Origin of the sequence: Micromonospora humidisoli, assembly GCF_016900955.1 — a bacterium.
In the GTDB taxonomy this organism is placed as follows: domain Bacteria; phylum Actinomycetota; class Actinomycetes; order Mycobacteriales; family Micromonosporaceae; genus Micromonospora; species Micromonospora wenchangensis.
In genome coordinates this window covers 1-17,122 of record NZ_JAFEUO010000013.1, presented here as the reverse complement: position 1 = coordinate 17,122, position 17,122 = coordinate 1, and the positions used below count along the sequence as shown (strand labels likewise).

General features: G+C 71.7%; 10 protein-coding genes and 1 pseudogene. 4 read left to right on the top strand and 7 right to left on the bottom strand.

What is annotated here, in order from left to right; translation table 11 throughout:
* Positions 1-179: 179 nt before the first annotated feature.
* A complete protein-coding gene (locus tag JQN84_RS30080; protein WP_239486485.1) occupies positions 180-2,291 on the bottom strand; it encodes a cellulase family glycosylhydrolase in 2,112 nt (703 codons plus the stop codon).
* A 461-nt stretch (positions 2,292-2,752) separates the two neighbouring features.
* On the opposite strand from JQN84_RS30080, the gene JQN84_RS30075 reads away from it, so the two are divergent.
* Positions 2,753-3,805, top strand: a complete 1,053-nt coding sequence (locus tag JQN84_RS30075) for a LacI family DNA-binding transcriptional regulator (RefSeq protein WP_204961972.1) — start codon at positions 2,753-2,755, stop codon at positions 3,803-3,805.
* 56 nt (positions 3,806-3,861) lie between these two features.
* Here the strand turns inward: JQN84_RS30075 and JQN84_RS30070 are convergent, their stop codons facing one another.
* Positions 3,862-4,941: an SRPBCC family protein gene (locus JQN84_RS30070; protein ID WP_204961971.1), complete on the bottom strand. Its 1,080-nt coding sequence runs from the start codon at positions 4,939-4,941 to the stop codon at positions 3,862-3,864.
* Between the two features lie 586 nt (positions 4,942-5,527).
* Here JQN84_RS30070 and JQN84_RS30065 point away from each other — a divergent pair.
* Together JQN84_RS30065 and JQN84_RS30060 are read left to right on the top strand one after the other, a co-directional pair.
* Positions 5,528-6,922 carry an endo-1,4-beta-xylanase gene (locus tag JQN84_RS30065; protein WP_204961970.1) on the top strand — a complete coding sequence of 465 codons (1,395 nt, stop codon included), beginning with the start codon at positions 5,528-5,530 and terminating at the stop codon, positions 6,920-6,922.
* Positions 6,923-7,135: 213 nt separating this feature from the next.
* Positions 7,136-8,449 (top strand): extracellular catalytic domain type 1 short-chain-length polyhydroxyalkanoate depolymerase, encoded by a 1,314-nt coding sequence (locus JQN84_RS30060; protein ID WP_204961969.1) that lies wholly within the window; start codon positions 7,136-7,138, stop codon positions 8,447-8,449.
* 163 nt (positions 8,450-8,612) lie between these two features.
* On the opposite strand, the gene JQN84_RS30055 is transcribed toward JQN84_RS30060, so the two are convergent.
* The 5 genes from JQN84_RS30055 to JQN84_RS30035 all read right to left on the bottom strand — a co-directional run bounded on the left by JQN84_RS30055 (position 8,613) and on the right by JQN84_RS30035 (position 16,508).
* The gene (locus JQN84_RS30055) at positions 8,613-10,442 is read right to left on the bottom strand and encodes an alpha-galactosidase (protein WP_204961968.1); all 1,830 of its coding nucleotides are present in this window, start codon (positions 10,440-10,442) and stop codon (positions 8,613-8,615) included.
* 21 nt (positions 10,443-10,463) lie between these two features.
* Positions 10,464-11,933, bottom strand: a complete 1,470-nt coding sequence (locus JQN84_RS30050) for an arabinofuranosidase catalytic domain-containing protein (RefSeq protein WP_204961967.1) — start codon at positions 11,931-11,933, stop codon at positions 10,464-10,466.
* Between the two features lie 102 nt (positions 11,934-12,035).
* Positions 12,036-13,433 carry an extracellular catalytic domain type 1 short-chain-length polyhydroxyalkanoate depolymerase gene (locus JQN84_RS30045; protein ID WP_204961966.1) on the bottom strand — a complete coding sequence of 466 codons (1,398 nt, stop codon included), beginning with the start codon at positions 13,431-13,433 and terminating at the stop codon, positions 12,036-12,038.
* Between the two features lie 248 nt (positions 13,434-13,681).
* Positions 13,682-14,665, bottom strand: a complete 984-nt coding sequence (locus JQN84_RS30040; protein WP_204961965.1) for a LacI family DNA-binding transcriptional regulator — start codon at positions 14,663-14,665, stop codon at positions 13,682-13,684.
* A 490-nt stretch (positions 14,666-15,155) separates the two neighbouring features.
* Complete coding sequence (locus tag JQN84_RS30035) at positions 15,156-16,508, bottom strand: LacI family DNA-binding transcriptional regulator (protein ID WP_204961964.1); 1,353 nt, start codon at positions 16,506-16,508, stop codon at positions 15,156-15,158.
* Between the two features lie 341 nt (positions 16,509-16,849).
* On the opposite strand from JQN84_RS30035, the pseudogene JQN84_RS30030 reads away from it, so the two are divergent.
* Positions 16,850-17,122, top strand: a pseudogene (locus JQN84_RS30030) (alpha-galactosidase); the annotation flags it as partial.

Genomic DNA, 17,122 nt, shown 5'->3' with positions numbered 1-17,122 from the left:
CCGCGCCCGGGTGGCACACCGTCAGCGGGTGTCGACGCCCCGGCGCGGTGGAGCTGGCGGTCACCGGGTGCCCTGGCCGTGGTCCCCGGTGGGGTGAGGGTGTCCCTGAGGCCCGGCGGGACACCCTCACCCCGTCGGCCGGGGCGTCGCGCTCCATCGTCCGCGACGCCCCGGCCGGCTCAGGCCGGGCTGCCGGTGACCGTGCTCCCGGACTTCGTGATCCGGTACGTCTTCTGCGTGCCGCTCCAGAAGTGGAAGGTCAGCGTGACCTGGCCGTCGTTGACCTCGGCGAAGAACTCCGGCTTCAGCAGGATGGTGTTGGCGGTGTAGTCCGGCTGGAAGTGCGTCCAGAACTCCTTGTAGGAGGTCCAGTTGGCCGGTCCGGCGCCGCTGCCGTCGGCGTACTTGGCTTCCATGGTGGCGAGCTGGTCACCCCGGAACTGGGTGGGGATGGCGAACGAGGCGGTCGTCCCGCTGGCCGCCGACTGGGTCGGCGGGTCGTAGGAGATGATGCTGATCTGCCAGGGCACGCCCTGGGAGAAGCGGGCCTCGATGGTGGCGTTGACCCCGGCGGCGCGGTTGCCGGCGAGCCGGGTCAGTGCCGACGCGGTCAGCGTCAGCGTGCTGCCGGAGACGGTGTAGTCGGTGCCGGCGACCAGGTTGGTGCTGCCCTGCCGCAGGCCCTGCAACGACGTGCCGTTGAGGTTGAGGGTGAGCGACTTGGCGGTGATGGTGCCGCTGCGCGGCAGGTAGACCTGGTCGGAGGAGGCGGTGGCCGAGCGGGTGGTCAGGTTCGCCTTCATCAGGTCGTAGATGCCCTGGTCCCGCCACTGCAACGTGGTGCGGTTGAGGAACGAGCCGGCGTCCCAGAGCATGGTGGTGAGGTTGCGGGTGCGGGCGTGGTAGCCGACCGCCTCGAAGAACTTCAGCAGTTCGCCGCGTTCGATGATGCCGGGCCGGGTGTAGTCGTAGCTGAGCAGCGCCCACTCCCCGATGATCACCGGGATGCCCCGGGCGACGAACGAGGCGCGGGCCCGCTCGAAGGTGCCGACCAGGTCCTGCTCGACGTTGCTGTCGTAGCGGGTGCCCCCGGCGATGTTCACGCTGAACGGCCAGTACCCGTAGAAGTGGATGGTCGCGGCGATGTTGGGGTCGCGCAGCTGGCTGATCGTGGTGTTCAGCGCGTCCATCCGGGCCTGCTCGCCGCTGGTGTGCAGGGTGGGCAGCACCAGCAGCCGGGTGGCGTTGCCGCCGCCGGACTGGCGGATCAGGCGGACGAACGCCAGGTGCAGCTCCCGCAGCACCTCGTCGCCCTGGGCGTCGTCGGCGGTGCCGTTGAACTGCGGCTCGTTGATGTTCTCGAACACCAGCTTGGCCGAGTGGTCGCGGAACGTGGTGGCGAGCTGGGTCCACAGCGCGGTGTACCTGTTCATGACCGTGGTGCGGTCGCCCGGGTAGCCGTTGAGCCACTGCCAGGAGTCGTGATGCAGGTTGATCATCACGTAGAAGCCCTCGGCCAGCGACCAGTCGACCACCTGGCGGACCCGGGCCAACCAGACCGGGTCGATGGTATACGTCGGGGCCGGCCCGGTGTGGTCGCTCCAGGTCACCGGCAGGCGGATGCTGCGGTAGCCCTGCGAGCGCACCTGCCGCAGCAGGGCCTGGGTGGTCAGCGGGTTGCCCCACGCGGTCTCGTCGGGGATCGCGTCGAGGGTGTTGCCCAGGTTCCAGCCGGGCTGCATCGCGGCCACCGCCGCCATCGGGTCGCCACCGGGTGACGGTGACGGCGAGGTCGTCGGCGAGACCGTCGGGGAGGGGGAGACCGTCGGGGACGGCGGCGCGGTGGTGCCGGTCGGCGTGCTCACGCCCCCGGTGCAGGCGACCCCGTTGAGGGTAAACGAGGTCGGTACCGGGTTGCTGCCCGTCCAGGAACCGTTGAAGCCGAAGGAGACGGTGCCGTTGATGGCGATCGTCGCGTTGTAGCTGAGGTTCTTCGCGGTGACCTGGTCGCCGGCGGCGGTGGTCGTCACGTTCCACGCCTGGGTGACGCGCTGGCCGGCCGGGAAGGTCCAGGCCAGGCTCCAACCGTTGACCGCGTCACCGAGGTTGGTGACATGGACGTCGGCGGTGAAACCGCCCTGCCACTGGGCCGGCACGGTGTACGCCACCCGGCAGCCGGCGGCGGCCTGGGCGTTGCCGGCGACCATCAGGCCCGCCAGGAGCAGGGCGGCGAGGGTGCCGGCGAGCAGGCCGGCCCGCTGTCGCATTCGTCGGAGGTGCTGGGTACTCATCAGGGGAACTCCTCGCCGGGATGGCACCTGTGGAGGGGGGTCGTCGAACGTCCGTCGGCCGGGCGGCCCGGCCGGAACGGAGCGGGTGCGGACGCTGCCCAGGACGTCCGCGATGAGTGGCGAGGCTCCCGCCTGGAAACGATCGGATGCTGATCCCGGAAAGTTTCCGCCGCAGACCTTACAAGTATCGGTCGACGTGCGTCAATGACCGGGTCGGACCGTCCGCCGGCCCCGCCCGCCGGTCGTGACCTGCCGCTCTGTCCCGAGTGGACTTCGAATGCTTTCCGTGGCCGATGGAAATTTTCCGCTCCGGTCCCGCCGCGCACCCGGAGGGCTGACGTCGGCGGTCGGGTTATCCTGGGCCCCCTGAACGATGCCGGCGGTCGGCGCGACGGTGCCGGCGGCCCGGTCGCGCGCAGCTGCCGGCGTGACCGGCAGCCACCGCCGGGGAGGAGGCCGGGTTGAGTCACGTCGAGTCGGGCGGTCCGGGCGGCGAACGGGCGTCGCTGGCCGTTCCCACCAGACCGGTGACGATCGCGGCGATCGCCGCGTCGGCCGGGGTGTCGGTGCCGACGGTGTCGAAAGTGATCAACGGCCGGTCCGGCGTCGCGGCGGACACCCGGGCCCGCGTCGAGGCGGCGATCAGCCGGCACGGCTACCGCAGGGCCACCCCGGTCACCCGCAGCAACATGCTGGAACTGGTCTTCGACGAGATCGAGGACATGTGGGGCCTGGAGATCATCCGGGGGGTCGAGCGGGTGGCCCGGCTACACCGCGTCGGAGTCGTCCTCACCGAGTTCGGGCCGCAGCGCAACGCGATCCGGTACTGGATCGACGACACTCTCGCCCGACGGCCGGACTGCCTGGTCATGGTGGCCCAACTCGACGCGGAACAGCACCGGCTGCTGCGTGCCCGGGGTATCCCGTTCGTGGTCTTCGACCCCACCACCGAACTGCCCGAGGACGTCCCGTTCGTCGGTGCGACGAACTGGGCCGGCGGCCGATCGGCCACCCGCCACCTGATCGGGCTCGGGCACCGGCGGATCGCGATGATCGCGGGGCCGGAACACGTCCTGTGCTGCCGGGCCCGGTTGGACGGCTACCGCTCCGCCCTGGAGGCCGCCGGGCTGCCGGTGGCGTCCGACCTGGTCCGGTACGCCGGCCTGACCGACGCCGAGGGCCGGGCCGCCGCCCTCGACCTGCTCCGTCGCCCCGACCGCCCGACGGCGGTGTGCACCGGCAACGACCTGCAGGCCGTCGGGGTCTACCAGGCCGCCCGCACGCTCGGGCTGCGGATCCCCGCCGACCTCAGCGTCGTCGGCTTCGACGACCTGCCGGTGGCCACCCTGGTCGACCCGGCGCTGACCACCGTGCACCAACCGCTGCGCGAGATGGCGGTCACCGCCACTGAACTGGCCCTCGCCCTCGGTCGGGGGGAACCGACCGGCCAGGTCCGTCTGGAACTGGCGACCACTCTGACCGTACGCCACAGCACCGCGCCACCGCCCGCCTGACCGGAGCCGGGTCGCCGCCGCCCGGGTCCACGACGGACCCCGGCCGGCGCGGGGCGTCACAGCCCGGCGCAGGGGCGCTCGTCGACCGTGCAGCCCTGCGGCGCCTTGGTGACCGGGTCGGCGGTACGAACCTCGAAGCGGACGGCCTGCGTCCCGCCCGCCGCGACGGCCGGGCCGCTGAAGGTGACCGACTGCCCGTCCTGCCGCCAGTCGGCACCTGTCACCTCCGCCGCCGAACTGCCCGGGGGCAGCGTGACGACGACCGTCCACCCGGTGGCCCGCGTCCCGCCCGGGTTGGCGACCACCACCTCCCCGGTGTACCCGAAGACCCGGGTCGACACCGTCGCGTACCGGGCCTGCAACGGCTCCGCGACCGCCGGGGTCGGGGTGGGGGTGCGCGACGGGGTCGGTGACGGCGACCGGCTCGGCGTGGCGCTGCGCGACGGCGGGGCCGACGTCGGGCGTGCCGACGCGGCGGAGCGCGACGGTCCCGGCGTGGCGCTCGGACGTACCGACGGCGGCACCGGGGCCGCGACTGTCGGTTCCTCCCGATCCTGCGGCAGCAGGGCCCACCCGGCCAACCCGAGCGCCAGCACCGCCGCGCCCGACCCGACCACCACCCAGCCGGTGCGGCTCCGGGTCGACGGGCGGGCCACCTCGGCCATCAGCGCCACCGGCAGCACGGCCGTCGGCGCGGCGTTGTCCCGCCGCAGGTCGACCTCCCGGAAGGCCAGCCAGTCGAGCAGCGCGGGCAGGCGTCCGGCCAGCGACTGCCGGTAACACTCCTCGCGGCGCGCGCCCTGCCCGACGGACCACCCGCCCTGCTGCACGGTCTCCCGGACGGTCACCCGGCAGCCCTCGCCGGTGGCGGTGACGACGCAGGTCAGCTCGGTGTGTCGGACCCCCTCGACACACCGTACGACGAGCAGTTCCGGCTCCCGCCGTCGGACGGCCGCGATCTCGACGTCGCCGTCGAAGCCGGGCAGCCCGGACGTGCCCACCCGCCACCGGCCCGGCCGGTCGGGCACCGCCTCGGCCTCGGCGAACCAACGGGCCAGCAGCGCCGGATCGGTCACCGCGTGCCAGACCCGGTCAGCGGGGTGCAGCAGGTCGACCTGCGTGCCGATCTCGATCACGGCGAGAGACTCTACGGCCCGCCCGCTCCGCCGGTGAACCTGGTCGCCACGATCGACCCAGCTCACTGCGGTACGACTTGACGAAACACATGTTATCGCTCACAGTCGATGTCGAGGACCACCGCACCTGATGGCTCACCGGGCGAGCCGTGCTGGTCGAGCCTCGGATCGCGGCGTCCCCCCAGGGCATGTGGGACGTCGGGTCAGGACTTTCCATCAGCAGCTGCCGGCGACGGCGTGACCGACCCCGACCAGGGGTGGGGCGACTCCGTCGACGGCCGGCCCGGTCTCCTCGAAGGAGGATCATGGCGCCCTTTTCGGGAGGCGCTGCGCCGTTGCCCGCAGCCGGTGATCCTCGCGCCGACTTGGGCTGCGGCCCCGGCGTCGAGGTCACCGAGTTCGTCGGTCGGCACGGAACGCGACGCGGGCGTCACCGACGGTCCCTCGTCCGTGCCGGGTACGGCGGCCACGATGGTGCGTCCTGGCCGGCCGGACGGCGGACGCCGCAGGCCGGCACGGCCCACCGCACCGGGAACCGGGCACCTCAGCACCACCACCGCTGCACCCACCTCGAAAAGGATGCGACATGAGACCCAAGAGAGCCCTACTGGCCACGGCGACCCTCGCCGTGGCCGGCGCACTCACCGTCGGGATGACGTTGGCGATGGCCCCCGTGGCCAGCGCCGGGACGACCCTGCGGGCGGCGGCGGCCGAGAAGGGCCGCTACTTCGGCGCGGCTGTCGCGACGGGCAAGCTGTCCACCAGCACCTACACCACCGTGCTCAACCGTGAGTTCAACTCCGTCACGGCCGAGAACGAGATGAAGTGGGACGCCACCGAGCCGTCCCAGGGCCGGTTCAGCTACACCGGCGGCGACCGGCTGGTCAGTCACGCCCAGGCCAACGGCATGGGCGTGCGTGGCCACGCGCTGCTCTGGCACCAGCAGGAGCCGGGCTGGGCGCAGAGCATGTCGGGCAGCGCCCTGCGCAGCGCGATGATCAACCACGTCACCCAGGTGGCCACCCACTACCGGGGCAAGGTCTACGCCTGGGACGTGGTGAACGAGGCGTTCGCCGACGGTGGCAGCGGTGGGCGTCGTGACTCCAACCTGCAGCGCACCGGCAACGACTGGATCGAGGCGGCGTTCCGGGCCGCCCGCGCCGCCGACCCGGGCGCGAAGCTCTGCTACAACGACTACAACACCGACGGGATCAACGCGAAGTCGACCGGCATCTACAACATGGTGCGGGACTTCAAGTCCCGGGGGGTGCCGATCGACTGCGTCGGCTTCCAGTCCCACCTGGGCACCACGATCGCGGGCGACTACCAGGCCAACCTCCAGCGCTTCGCCGACCTGGGCGTGGACGTCCAGATCACCGAGCTGGACGTGATGACCGGCGGCAACCAGGCCAACATCTTCGGCACGGTCACCCGGGCCTGCATGGCCATCTCGCGGTGCACCAGCATCACCGTGTGGGGGGTGCGGGACTGCGACTCGTGGCGCGGCTCCGACAACGCCCTGCTGTTCGACTGCAACGGCAACAAGAAGCCGGCGTACGACTCGGTGCTGAACGCGCTCAACGCCGGTACGGGCATCCCGAACCCGACGACCACGCCGCCGAACCCGACCACGACGCCGCCGAACCCGACGACCACCCCGCCGAACCCGACGACGCCGCCTCCGGGTGGGTCGGGGTGTTCGGCGTCGGTGTCGTTGAATTCGTGGACCGGTGGTTTCGTGGCCACGGTGAAGGTGACGGCGGGTTCGTCGGGTACGCGTGGGTGGACGGTGAGCATGACCCTGCCGGGTGGGTCGAGTGTGACCGGGACGTGGTCGGCGACGGCCAGTGGTAGTTCCGGGACGGTGCGGTTCACGAACGTGGACTACAACGGTGTGCTCGGTGCGGGTCAGTCGACCGAGTTCGGTTTCCAGGGCAACGGTAGCGGGGCGGGGATGACCCCCACCTGCACCGCCAGCTGAGCACCACCGCCAACTGAGTACCACCGCCGCCGGCCCGACCCGGGCGTACCGGGTCGGGCCGGCGGTGCATCACCACCACCCGCCGGCCGGCGTGTCGCGCCGCCGGACCATCGTCGGCCCAGCCCCGGACCGGGCCAGTCCGGACCGCCGTCCCGCGCGTCGGAACAGCCCGCCGTCCGCCGCTGACCACCGATTCCGACAGAGGAACCGTCGATGAAACCCAGACTCGCACTGCTGGCCGCCGCGCTCGCCACCGCCCTGGCGACCGTCACGGCCGTGGTCACGGCCCCCAACCCGGCCTCGGCCGCGACGCTGACCCAGGTGACCAACTTCGGCACCAACCCGACCAACCTGCAGATGCACCTCTACGTGCCCGACCGGGTGGCCGCCCGGCCGGCGCTGCTGCTGGCCCTGCACTACTGCACCGGCAGCGGCCCGGCGCTGCACACCGGCTACGGGCTCAGCTCGCTGGCCGACCGCTACGGCTTCATCGTGATCTACCCGTCGGTGACCCGCAGCAGCAAGTGCTGGGACGTCTCCTCCCCGCAGGCGCTGCGGCGTAACGGCGGCAGCGACCCCGTCGGCCTCAAGTCGATGATCGACTACGTGCAGAGCCGCTACCCGGTCGACGCGAACCGGATCGGCGTCGCCGGGTTCTCCTCCGGCGCGATGATGACCAACGTGATGGCGGGGGTCTACCCGGACGTCTTCAACGCCGGCGTCAGCTCCTCCGGCGTCCCGTTCGGCTGCTTCGCCACCACCAACGGCTCGGAGTGGAACAGCGACTGCTCCGGCGGGCGGATCGTGAAGACTCCGCAGCAGTGGGGTGACCTGGTCCGCAACGCCTACCCCGGCTACACCGGCAAGCGGCCCCGGATGCAGATCTGGCACGGCACCACCGACACCACGCTGAGCTACGTCAACTTCGGCGAGCAGGTCAAGCAGTGGACCAACGTGCTCGGTGTCTCGCAGACCCCCAGCTCCACCGACTACCCGCAGACCAGCGCCACCCGCACCCGCTACGGCGGCACCGGTGGCACGCCGCCGGTGGAGGCGATCAGCTTCCAGGGCTACGGGCACTCCATCCCGTTCGACGCCGCCCAGGCCGTCCGCTTCCTCGGCTTCGACAGCGCGAGCCCCACCACGCCGCCGCCGAACCCGACCACGACGCCGCCGAACCCGACGACGCCGCCGCCGAACCCGACCACGCCACCGCCGACGACTCCGCCGGCCACCGGCGGATGTTCGGCGTCGGTGTCGTTGAATTCGTGGACCGGTGGTTTCGTGGCCACGGTGAAGGTGACGGCGGGTTCGTCGGGTACGCGTGGGTGGACGGTGAGCATGACCCTGCCGGGTGGGTCGAGTGTGACCGGGACGTGGTCGGCGACGGCCAGTGGTAGTTCCGGGACGGTGCGGTTCACGAACGTGGACTACAACGGTGTGCTCGGTGCGGGTCAGTCGACCGAGTTCGGTTTCCAGGGCAACGGTAGCGGGGCGGGGATGACCCCCACCTGCACCGCCAGCTGACCGACGCGACCGACGGCTCCGGGCGGCGCACCCCCCCCGCAGAGGTGCCCGCCCGGAGACCCGTCGCACCCGGAACACTCCGGGCGACCAGCGACAAGGCGCAGGGCCGGGGAGCGAACCCGACCCTGCGCCTCTGCTCACCGGCGCAGGCGTCCCTGCCGCGTCACACCGGCGTCCGTCGCCACTGCTGGTTGGCGCCGGTGCCGCAGGTCCACTGCACGACCTGCACCCCGTCGGTCAGCCCGGCGTTGAGCACGTCGAGACACTTGTTGCTGTGCCGGGCCACCAGCTGCACCCAGCCGTCACCGACGTCCTGGAGCCGCCACTGCTGGTTGGTGCCCCCGTTGCAGGTCCACTGCACCACCCGGGCGCCGTCGGCGGTCGTGCCGGCGCCGCCGTAGACGTCGAGGCACTTTCCGCTGTTGACGCTGACCACCGTGGACCAGCCGCCGCCGACGTCGGAGAGCCGCCACCGCTGGTTGGCCTGACCGTTCGCGGCCCACTGCACGACGTTCGCGCCGTCGTTCGCGGCGGCGTTGCTGACGTCCAGCAGCTTCGCGCTGTGCCGGGCGGTCAACGTGGCGGTCGTCGGGGTCGGGGTGGTGGTCTGCGGGGTCAGCCGGTAGAGCCCGGCGCCGTGGGCGGGCAGCGAACGGCTGAACGTCCCCGTCGATGTGCCCAGGGCCGCACCGGACCACAGATCGGTCGCGGTGGCCGAACCGATGCCCAGCTCGGCGAGGTTCAGCGACACGGTGGCCGTGGCACCCTCCCGGTTGAACAGTGCCACGTACCGGTCCGTGCTGTCCGGCACGTCGGCCACCCACACCTGCCGGGTGCCGCCGGTGAGCTGCCGGTTGTTGGCGCTGCGCTGGTCGACCGCCAGCACCGCGCTGTTGGTCATCAACGCCAGCTCCGCCGGCCGGTTCTCCACCAGGTTGCCGCCCCACATCAGCGGGGCCCGGTTGATCACCCACAGCGACATGAGGGTGCGCTGCTCGTCCGCGCTGAGGTTCGAGTAGCGCGGCGAGCCGACCGGGCCGTACTTCGACAGCCGGCCGATCGGGATCATGTCCGGATCGGGCCAGGCCCCCGTCCTGCGGTACGGCGTCCAGTTGCGCAACTGGTCGAACAGCGCGTCCACCGACGACCAGTTGTCCCACAGGTCGTTGACGATCCGCCACATGTGCGCGTTGCTCTGCACGTGCGGGCCGGCGGACAGTGGCGTCGCCCCCGGCGACAGGCTCAGCACCATCGGCCGGCCGCTGCGCCCGATCGCCGTCCGGTAGCCCTCGACCTCCGCCTGCCGGTACGTCGGCGCGGCGATGTCGTCGATCTTCACGAAGTCGACGCCCCACGCGGCCAGCAACTGGAACACCGAATCGAGGTACGCCTGGGCGCAGGGGTTGGCCATGTCCAGCCCCCACATCAGGTTGAGCCAGGCCGCGCTGTTGCCGGCGTCGATCTGGTTGGCCCGGCACGAGGTGCCCAGGATCGGCACGTTGTCGGCGACCGCCTGCCGGGGGATGCCCCGCATCAGGTGGACGCCGAACTTCAGCCCCTGGGCGTGCACGTGGTCGGCCAGCGGTTTGAACCCGTTGTCGCCGGCCGCCGACGGGAACCGGGTGGTGTCGGGCAGCAGCCGCCCGTTGGCGTCCATCCGCAGCCGGGGTTGCAGGTTGGCGTCCTGGTTGGGGCTGCCGTTGTGCTGCCCGGGGAAGTACCAGGCCCAGTCGACGACGATGTACTGCCAGCCGTACTGGCGCAGGTTCGCGCCCATGTAGTCGGCGTTGGCCCGGACGTCGGCCTCGGTGACGCTCCAGTTGAACGAGTCGTAGCTGTTCCACCCCATCGGCGGGGTGTCGGCCACGCCGTTGTCCCACGCCTGCGCCGGCCCGGGCCCGGTCGCGCCGACCAGGCCCGTCACGAGCAGGAGGGTGGTGGCGAGCAGGACGGCCACCCGTCGGGTCGCCGGACGGACGACACGGTGCTGCATCGGACCTCCTCGACCATCGGGTCAGCGGTAGCCGGCGGCGGTGATGTTGGCCTGCACCGCGTTCTCGGTGGCGTCGGACGGGTAGCCGGCGACCATCGCCCCCTCGTAGAAGGTGCCGACGCTCTGGTTGGTGTTGTCGATGCAGCAGTCCCCGCCGCTGCCCAGGATGATCGCGCCCTGCTTGCGCATCGGGCTGTACCCGCGCGGCAGCGCGCCGTCGTAGAGGGTGTAGAGGCTGCCGGACTGGGCGTTGCTGCCCTTGATGGCGAACCGGGAGGTGCCGTTGTTCTTCAGGGTGGCGGTGACGAACTTGCTGGTGAAGGCCCGCTGGTTGGAGTTCCACGAGCTGCTGCCGCCGGGGTAGAGGCCGTACTCCAGGTCGGCCTGCACCCACGGGCCGGAGCCGGAGCAGCCGCCGAACCAGCAACTGGTGCCGAAGTAGATCGCGTCCATCGCACCCGCGCCGTCGGCCCGCCTGGTGGTCTCGCTGTTGCCGTAGTCGAAACAGCAGCCGCTGTTGACGTGGGTGCCACTGGTGACCATGTACATGCCCTCGGGCGCGGCACCGGTCGGCACCCCGGTCAGGTGCCCGTCACGCCAGTAGCTGCTCTTGCCGGGGATGTAGAGCGAGTAGACCTTGTCCCCGCCGACCGTCACCGACTCCTTGTTCGCGACCGCCGGCTGCACGGCGCCACCGACGCCGCCGGCACCCTGGTAACCGAGGTTGTTGCCGCGCCCGGACTGGTCGAAGATGATCGTGATGACGCAGGTGGTGTTCGCGCAGAAGCTGTCCTGGCTGGCGGCGTTGGCCCGCCCGCCCGGCGACAGCACCCCGATGTTGCGGGTGGTGTTGTCCGAGGACCGGCGCACCTGGTAGAGCGAGCCGTTGTAGGCAGCGTAGAGCGCCCGGGTGGTGCTGTGCGCCGCGATGCAGGCGGTGCCGCCGGCGGCGTAGATGTCACACGGTTGGCTGGTGGCGGGCGGCGGGGTGGTCGGTGGCGGGGTGGTGGGCGGCGGCGTCGTCGGCGGGGGCGTGGTCGGCGGGGGTCCGGTGGTCGGGTTCACCCCGCCGGTGCAGGTGGTGCCGTTGAGACTGAACGCGGTGGGGGCGGGGTTGCTGCCGGTCCACGCCCCGTTGAAGCCGAAGCTGGCACTGCCGTTGGTGGGGATCGCGCCGTTGTAGCTGGCGTTGGTGACGGTGACCTGGGCGCCGGCCTGGGTGTAACTGCCGTTCCAGAGCTGCGTGATCGTCTGCCCGGCGGCGTAGCTCCAGGTCAGCCGCCACCCGTCCACCGGGTCGCCGAGGTTGGTGATGGTGACGTTCGCGCCGAAGCCACCCTGCCACGACGAGCTGACGGTGTAGTTCACCTGGCAGCCGGCGGCGGCGGCCGAGGCCGAGGTCTGGGTGGCGGCGGCGGTGACGAGCAGGAGCGCGGTGGCGGTGGCGGCGACCAGCGCCGGCCGTCGGCGGAGGAATCGGTTTTCTCGCACGGGATCTCCTGGTGGTGGACGGATGGTGCGGTACGCCCCGGCGGCCGGGTCACCCTCCGCTGCCGCGCGGGGACGACGACGGGGTGACCCGGCCGTGGCGGGTCAGGCGGTCACGCAGGTCGCACCGTTGAGGGTGAACGTCGCGGGGGCGGCGGCGTTGCCGGTGTGGGTGGCCTGGAAGCCGATCGTCGTCGACGCCCCCGGGGCCAACGTGCCGTTGTAGCTGACGTTGGTGGCGGTGACCTGGCCGCTGCTCGGTGCGTAGCTGGCGTTCCAGCCGCCGGTGATGACCTGCCCGGCGGGCAGGGTGAACCCCAGGGACCAGCCGGTGAGCGTGGTGCTCCCGGTGTTGGTGATGGTGATGCTCGCGGTCAGCCCGTTGTTCCACGCGCTGATCGTGTCGCTGACCCGGCAGGCCCCCGACTGCGGCGACGACGTCGGCGTGGGCGTCGGCGTGGTGGTCGGGGTGACCGTCGGGGTCGGCGTGGGTGTGGCCGTCGGCGTCGGGGTCGGGGTGGGCGTCGGGGTGGCCGTCGGCGTGGGGGTCACGGTGGGTGTGGGCGTCGGTGCGGTGCCGTCCAGGCCGAGGAAGGTGATGGCGTACCCGAGCTGGCCGGCCATCGGCAGTTGGTGACCCACCCCGGCGATGCTGATCCCCTCGACCGGGGACTGCGGGCCCGTCCCGCCGTACCGGGTGCGGGTCCAGGACGACTGCGGGCGGTCGGTGGCGGTGGGCGTGGTGCTCAACCCGTGCAGGTTGGTCCACTGCTTGATCTCTTCACCGAAGTTGGGGTACGCCAGGGTGGTGTCCGTGACGCCGTGCCACAGCTGCATCCGGGGATAGCGGCCGGTGTACCCGGGGTACATCGCGCGGGCCTGGTCGCCCCACTGCTGCGCCGTCTTGATCACAGTGCCACCGGAGCACCTGCTGTTCCACAGTGACCCGTCGGTGGTGGCGAAGCAGCCGGCCGGCACCCCGGAGAACGCCGACGCGGCGGAGAAGACGTCGGGGTACTGCGCGGCGAGCACGTTGGTCATCATCGCGCCGGAGGAGAAACCGGAGACCACGATCCGCGCCGGGTCGACGGCGTAGCGCTGGCGGGCGTACGCGACCATGGACATGATCCCGGTCGAGTCGCCGCCGCCGTTGCGGGTGAGCGCGGCGGGGGTGGAGACGTCGAAGCAGTTTCCGCTGCGGGTCGCCTCGGGCACCACGATGAGGTAGCCGTAGCGGTCGGCGGCGGTCACGTAGTCGTGCCCGTTGCCGTTGAAGATCCCGCTGGCCGAGCCGCCGCAGTAGTGCACCAGGAGCAGCAGCGCCGGTCGGGCCGCCAGGGTGTTCGGGGCGTACATGTACATGTTGAGGTTGGTGGGATTGTTGCCGAATCCCGTCACTCTGGTCAGGGTCGCCGCGCTCGCGGGCTGTGCGGTCACCAGGACGGTGGCTGCCGCGAGACCGAGGACGACGGCTGCCAGCGCTGCGCGCAGACTGCCCTTCATCGATGGCCTTTCTTCCAGGGTGGGAGCGCCGCGCCGGAGGTGTGCGGTACGGGCGTCACGCCGCCGTCGGCCGGACCCGGGATCGGAAGGAAGGTCACCGGGCGGTCCGAGGTCGTTCCCGAGAATTGACGATTGTCGTTACGTTAACGTTAACAGTGACCGCTGTCCATAGCTGGTGGGCGCGGTGCGGCGTCGGCCCGGTCGGGGCCGGAGGTGGCGGCGGTGACGACGGCGGCGCGGCCGACCGGTCACCCGGGTGGGGCGACGCTGTCCCGGGTGATCAGGGTGGGGGAGACGGTGCGCCGCAACCGATGGTCGACGCCCGCGTCGATCTGCGCGAGCAGCAGGTCGAGGCTGGCCTCCGCCACGGTGTCGAAGTCCGGCCGGACGGTGGTCAACGGCGGGATGAAGTATGCAGCGTCCGGCACGTCGTCGAAGCCGACCACGCTGACCTGCTCCGGCACCCGCCGGCCATGTTCGTGCAGCGCGTGCAGCACGCCCAGTGCGAGGTCGTCGTTGGCCGTGAAGATCGCGGTCACCTCCGGGGTCCGGGCCAGCATCTGCCCGCAGCGGTATCCCGAGGCGGCGGACCAGTCGGCCTGGAGCACCGGCGGGATCTCCGCGCCCGCCGCCTGCAGGGTCTCCCGCCACCCCACGATCCGCCCGGCACTGTCGAACCAGTCCGCCGGGCCCGACACGTGCCAGACCGTGCGGTGGCCCGCGTCGAGCAGGTGCCTGGTGGCCAGCCGGCCCCCCTCCACCTGGTCGATGGTGACCAGCGGCACCGGTCGCCGGGGATCACCGTCCACGGTGACCAGCGGAATGTCGGTGGGCAGGCACTCCAGCGCCTCACCGGCCGACTCGACCGGCGCGATCACCACGATCCCGGCGACCCGGTGGGCGAGGTGCCGCTCGACGACGGCGGTGATGGAGGTGCGGTCCAGGTTGCGCACGCTGCCCACACTGACCGCGAATCCCGCCTCGGCCGCGGCGAGTTCGAACGCGGACAGCAGGGAGGCCGGGCCGTAGAGTGTGGTGTTGAGCGCCACCACACCGAGCACCTGGGACCGCCCGGTGACCAGGGTGCGGGCCGCCCGGTTCGGCCGGTAGCCGAGTTCGCTGATCGCGGCCTGGACCCGCAGGCGGGTCTGTTCCCGTACGTGTGGATGGCCGTTGAGGACCCGCGACACGGTCTGGTGGGACACTCCGGCGAGGCGGGCCACGTCTCTCATCGCTGGAGCGCGCACAGTCATCCCACACCTCTCGGTCCGCCCCGCAGCCCGTTGCCGGCGCAGCGGCCCGGCCCGGCGTCCGGGCAGGGACGACGGACACGAGGCATGGGCGCACACGCCGTGGACAACGCTGGATCAGCGAGAGTCTACGCGGCGTGTCGCCCAGGAGGGGTCGGTGACGCGGCCGAGTGTCGTCCGCGTGCCGTGATATTCGTCATCACGGAACGCGGGCGGCGGGCGAACTGGCGGTGACGGCTGGCCTGGTCCCTCCCTGGGTCCTCGCGGGTGCCCGGCCCGCGTCGCGCCGGGCCGGGCGACCTGTGGTGCTGCGTGTCCTCGACAGGCGTGCCGGGGGCGCGTCGACGGTGCGCCACAGGTGGGGAAACCGCGCCCCGCCGACCTGCCGTATCGATCGGATCGGATGCTACTCGAAACCGTTCGGTAACGACAAGGACAGGTTTCTGCGATCCGCCCACGTCACCGGGCCGGCTCAGTTGCCGTACGCGACGGCGGTGCTGTCCCGCACCACGAGCGTGGTCGCCAACTCCACCCGGGTCTGGGCGAGGCGCTCGTTGGCGGCCAGGGTCAGCACCATCCGGGCCGCGGCGGCGCCCATCTCGGTCAACGGCTGCCGCACCGAGGTCATCGGCGGCCCGCAGAACATGGTGTACGGGATGTCGTCGAAGCCCACCACGCTGAGGTCCCGGGGAATCCGTCGGCCGGCCAGCCGGGCCGCCTCGTAGACCCCGAGCGCCTGCAGGTCGTTGCCGCACACGATCGCGGTCGGCGCCGGGTCCTGCCGGAGCAGTTCCTGGCCGTGGTTGAGGCCGTCCTCGAAGGAGAACCAGTGGCCGTGGCGCAGCCAACGCGCGGGTAGTCCGACGCCGGCCGCCTCCAGGGCCGCCCGCGCGCCGTCCAGCCGGGCCTTGGCGCAGAGCCGTTCGGTCGGTCCGGAGATCACCCCGATCCGGCGGTGGCCGAGGTCGAGCAGGTGCCGGGCGGCCTCGAAGCCACCGCTCCAGTTGGTCGAGGTCACCGACGGGACGGCGTGCAGCGGCGGCTCTCCGGTGGGGTCGAGGACCACCAGCGGGATCGCGCTCGCCGCGAGCAGGGCGTGTTGTTCGGAGGTGAAGCCGAGGTGGACCGCGATCACCCCGGTCGGGCGGCGGGACAGCAGGTCACGGGCCCAGAACCGGCCCTCCGAGACCTGCCGGCGGGCGTCGGTGAAGCCGACGGCGAACCGGTGCGCCCCGGCCACCTGCTGCACGCCCTGCATGATGGTCACCGCCAGGTTGCTCTGCATGCCGTAGAAGACCACCTCAATGCTGGCGTGCGGGGTGCCCAGTTCCGGGCGGCGGTAGCCGTGCTCGCGCAACAGCGCCTCCACCCGGGCGCGGGTCTCCGCCGCGACCCCCGAGCGGCCGTTGAGGACCTTCGACACGGTGGGTGCCGACACGTCCGCCAGCTGGGCGATGGTGGTCAGCGTGGGTTCGCCCCGTCGGCGGCTGCGCCGCTGCGGCCCGGTCGCCCGACCTGTCACCGTGGTGGGGACGGGTACCGGGGCGTCGCGGGTGGGGTCGACGGGGACGGGCCGGGCGTCGCCGGCCGGGGTGGGCGGTGCCGGCGGACGCTCGTGTTGCCGCCGTACGGTGTCGAGCAGTCGACTGCGGACGGATTCGGCCTGCCGCGCGGCGGTCGGTCCGGCGGGCACCGTCTCGGTGAGGTGGCGTCGCCGCCCGGACACCGGATCGATGCCGGCGTACACCCGCACCCGCAGGGAGCCGCTGGGTAGCTCCTCGATCTCACCGCGGGCCCGTCGACCAGGTCTGGAGCCAAATGGCATGGAGCCATCGTATTCGATGTCAGGCGCGTCGATGGCTCCATGATGGCTCCATGACCACGGATGCCGCCGCAGTCTCCGTCCCGGCGGCGGAGCGGTAGGCCATGGATCGATCCATGGAAGCAGTTGAATACCTCGAAACGCTTCCGTAACATGAGGGGCCATTGTTAGCGCTCACACCGGGTGGTCGAGCGGACGGATTCCCGCGTCCCGCGCAGGCTCCGGCCGGGGCGGCGCCACTGATTGGAGACCTCGTGAAGCGATTCGTGCGGGCCCGGAACTGGGGGCGGGCGGCAGCGGCCGGCCTGCTCCTGGCGGGCGTCCTGGTGGGCGTACGCGCCCCGATGGCGCAGGCGTTGGACAATGGGGTGGCGCGGACGCCGCCGATGGGCTGGAACAGCTGGAACACCTTCGGCTGCAACATCAACGAAACCCTGATCCGGCAGATGACCGACGCCATGGTCAACACCGGCATGAAAGACGCCGGCTACCAATACGTCGTCGTCGACGACTGCTGGATGAACCCCAACCGCGACTCCGCCGGCAACCTCCAAGGCGACCCCACCCGCTTCCCCTCCGGCATGAAAGCCCTCGGCGACTACATCCACGCCCGCGGC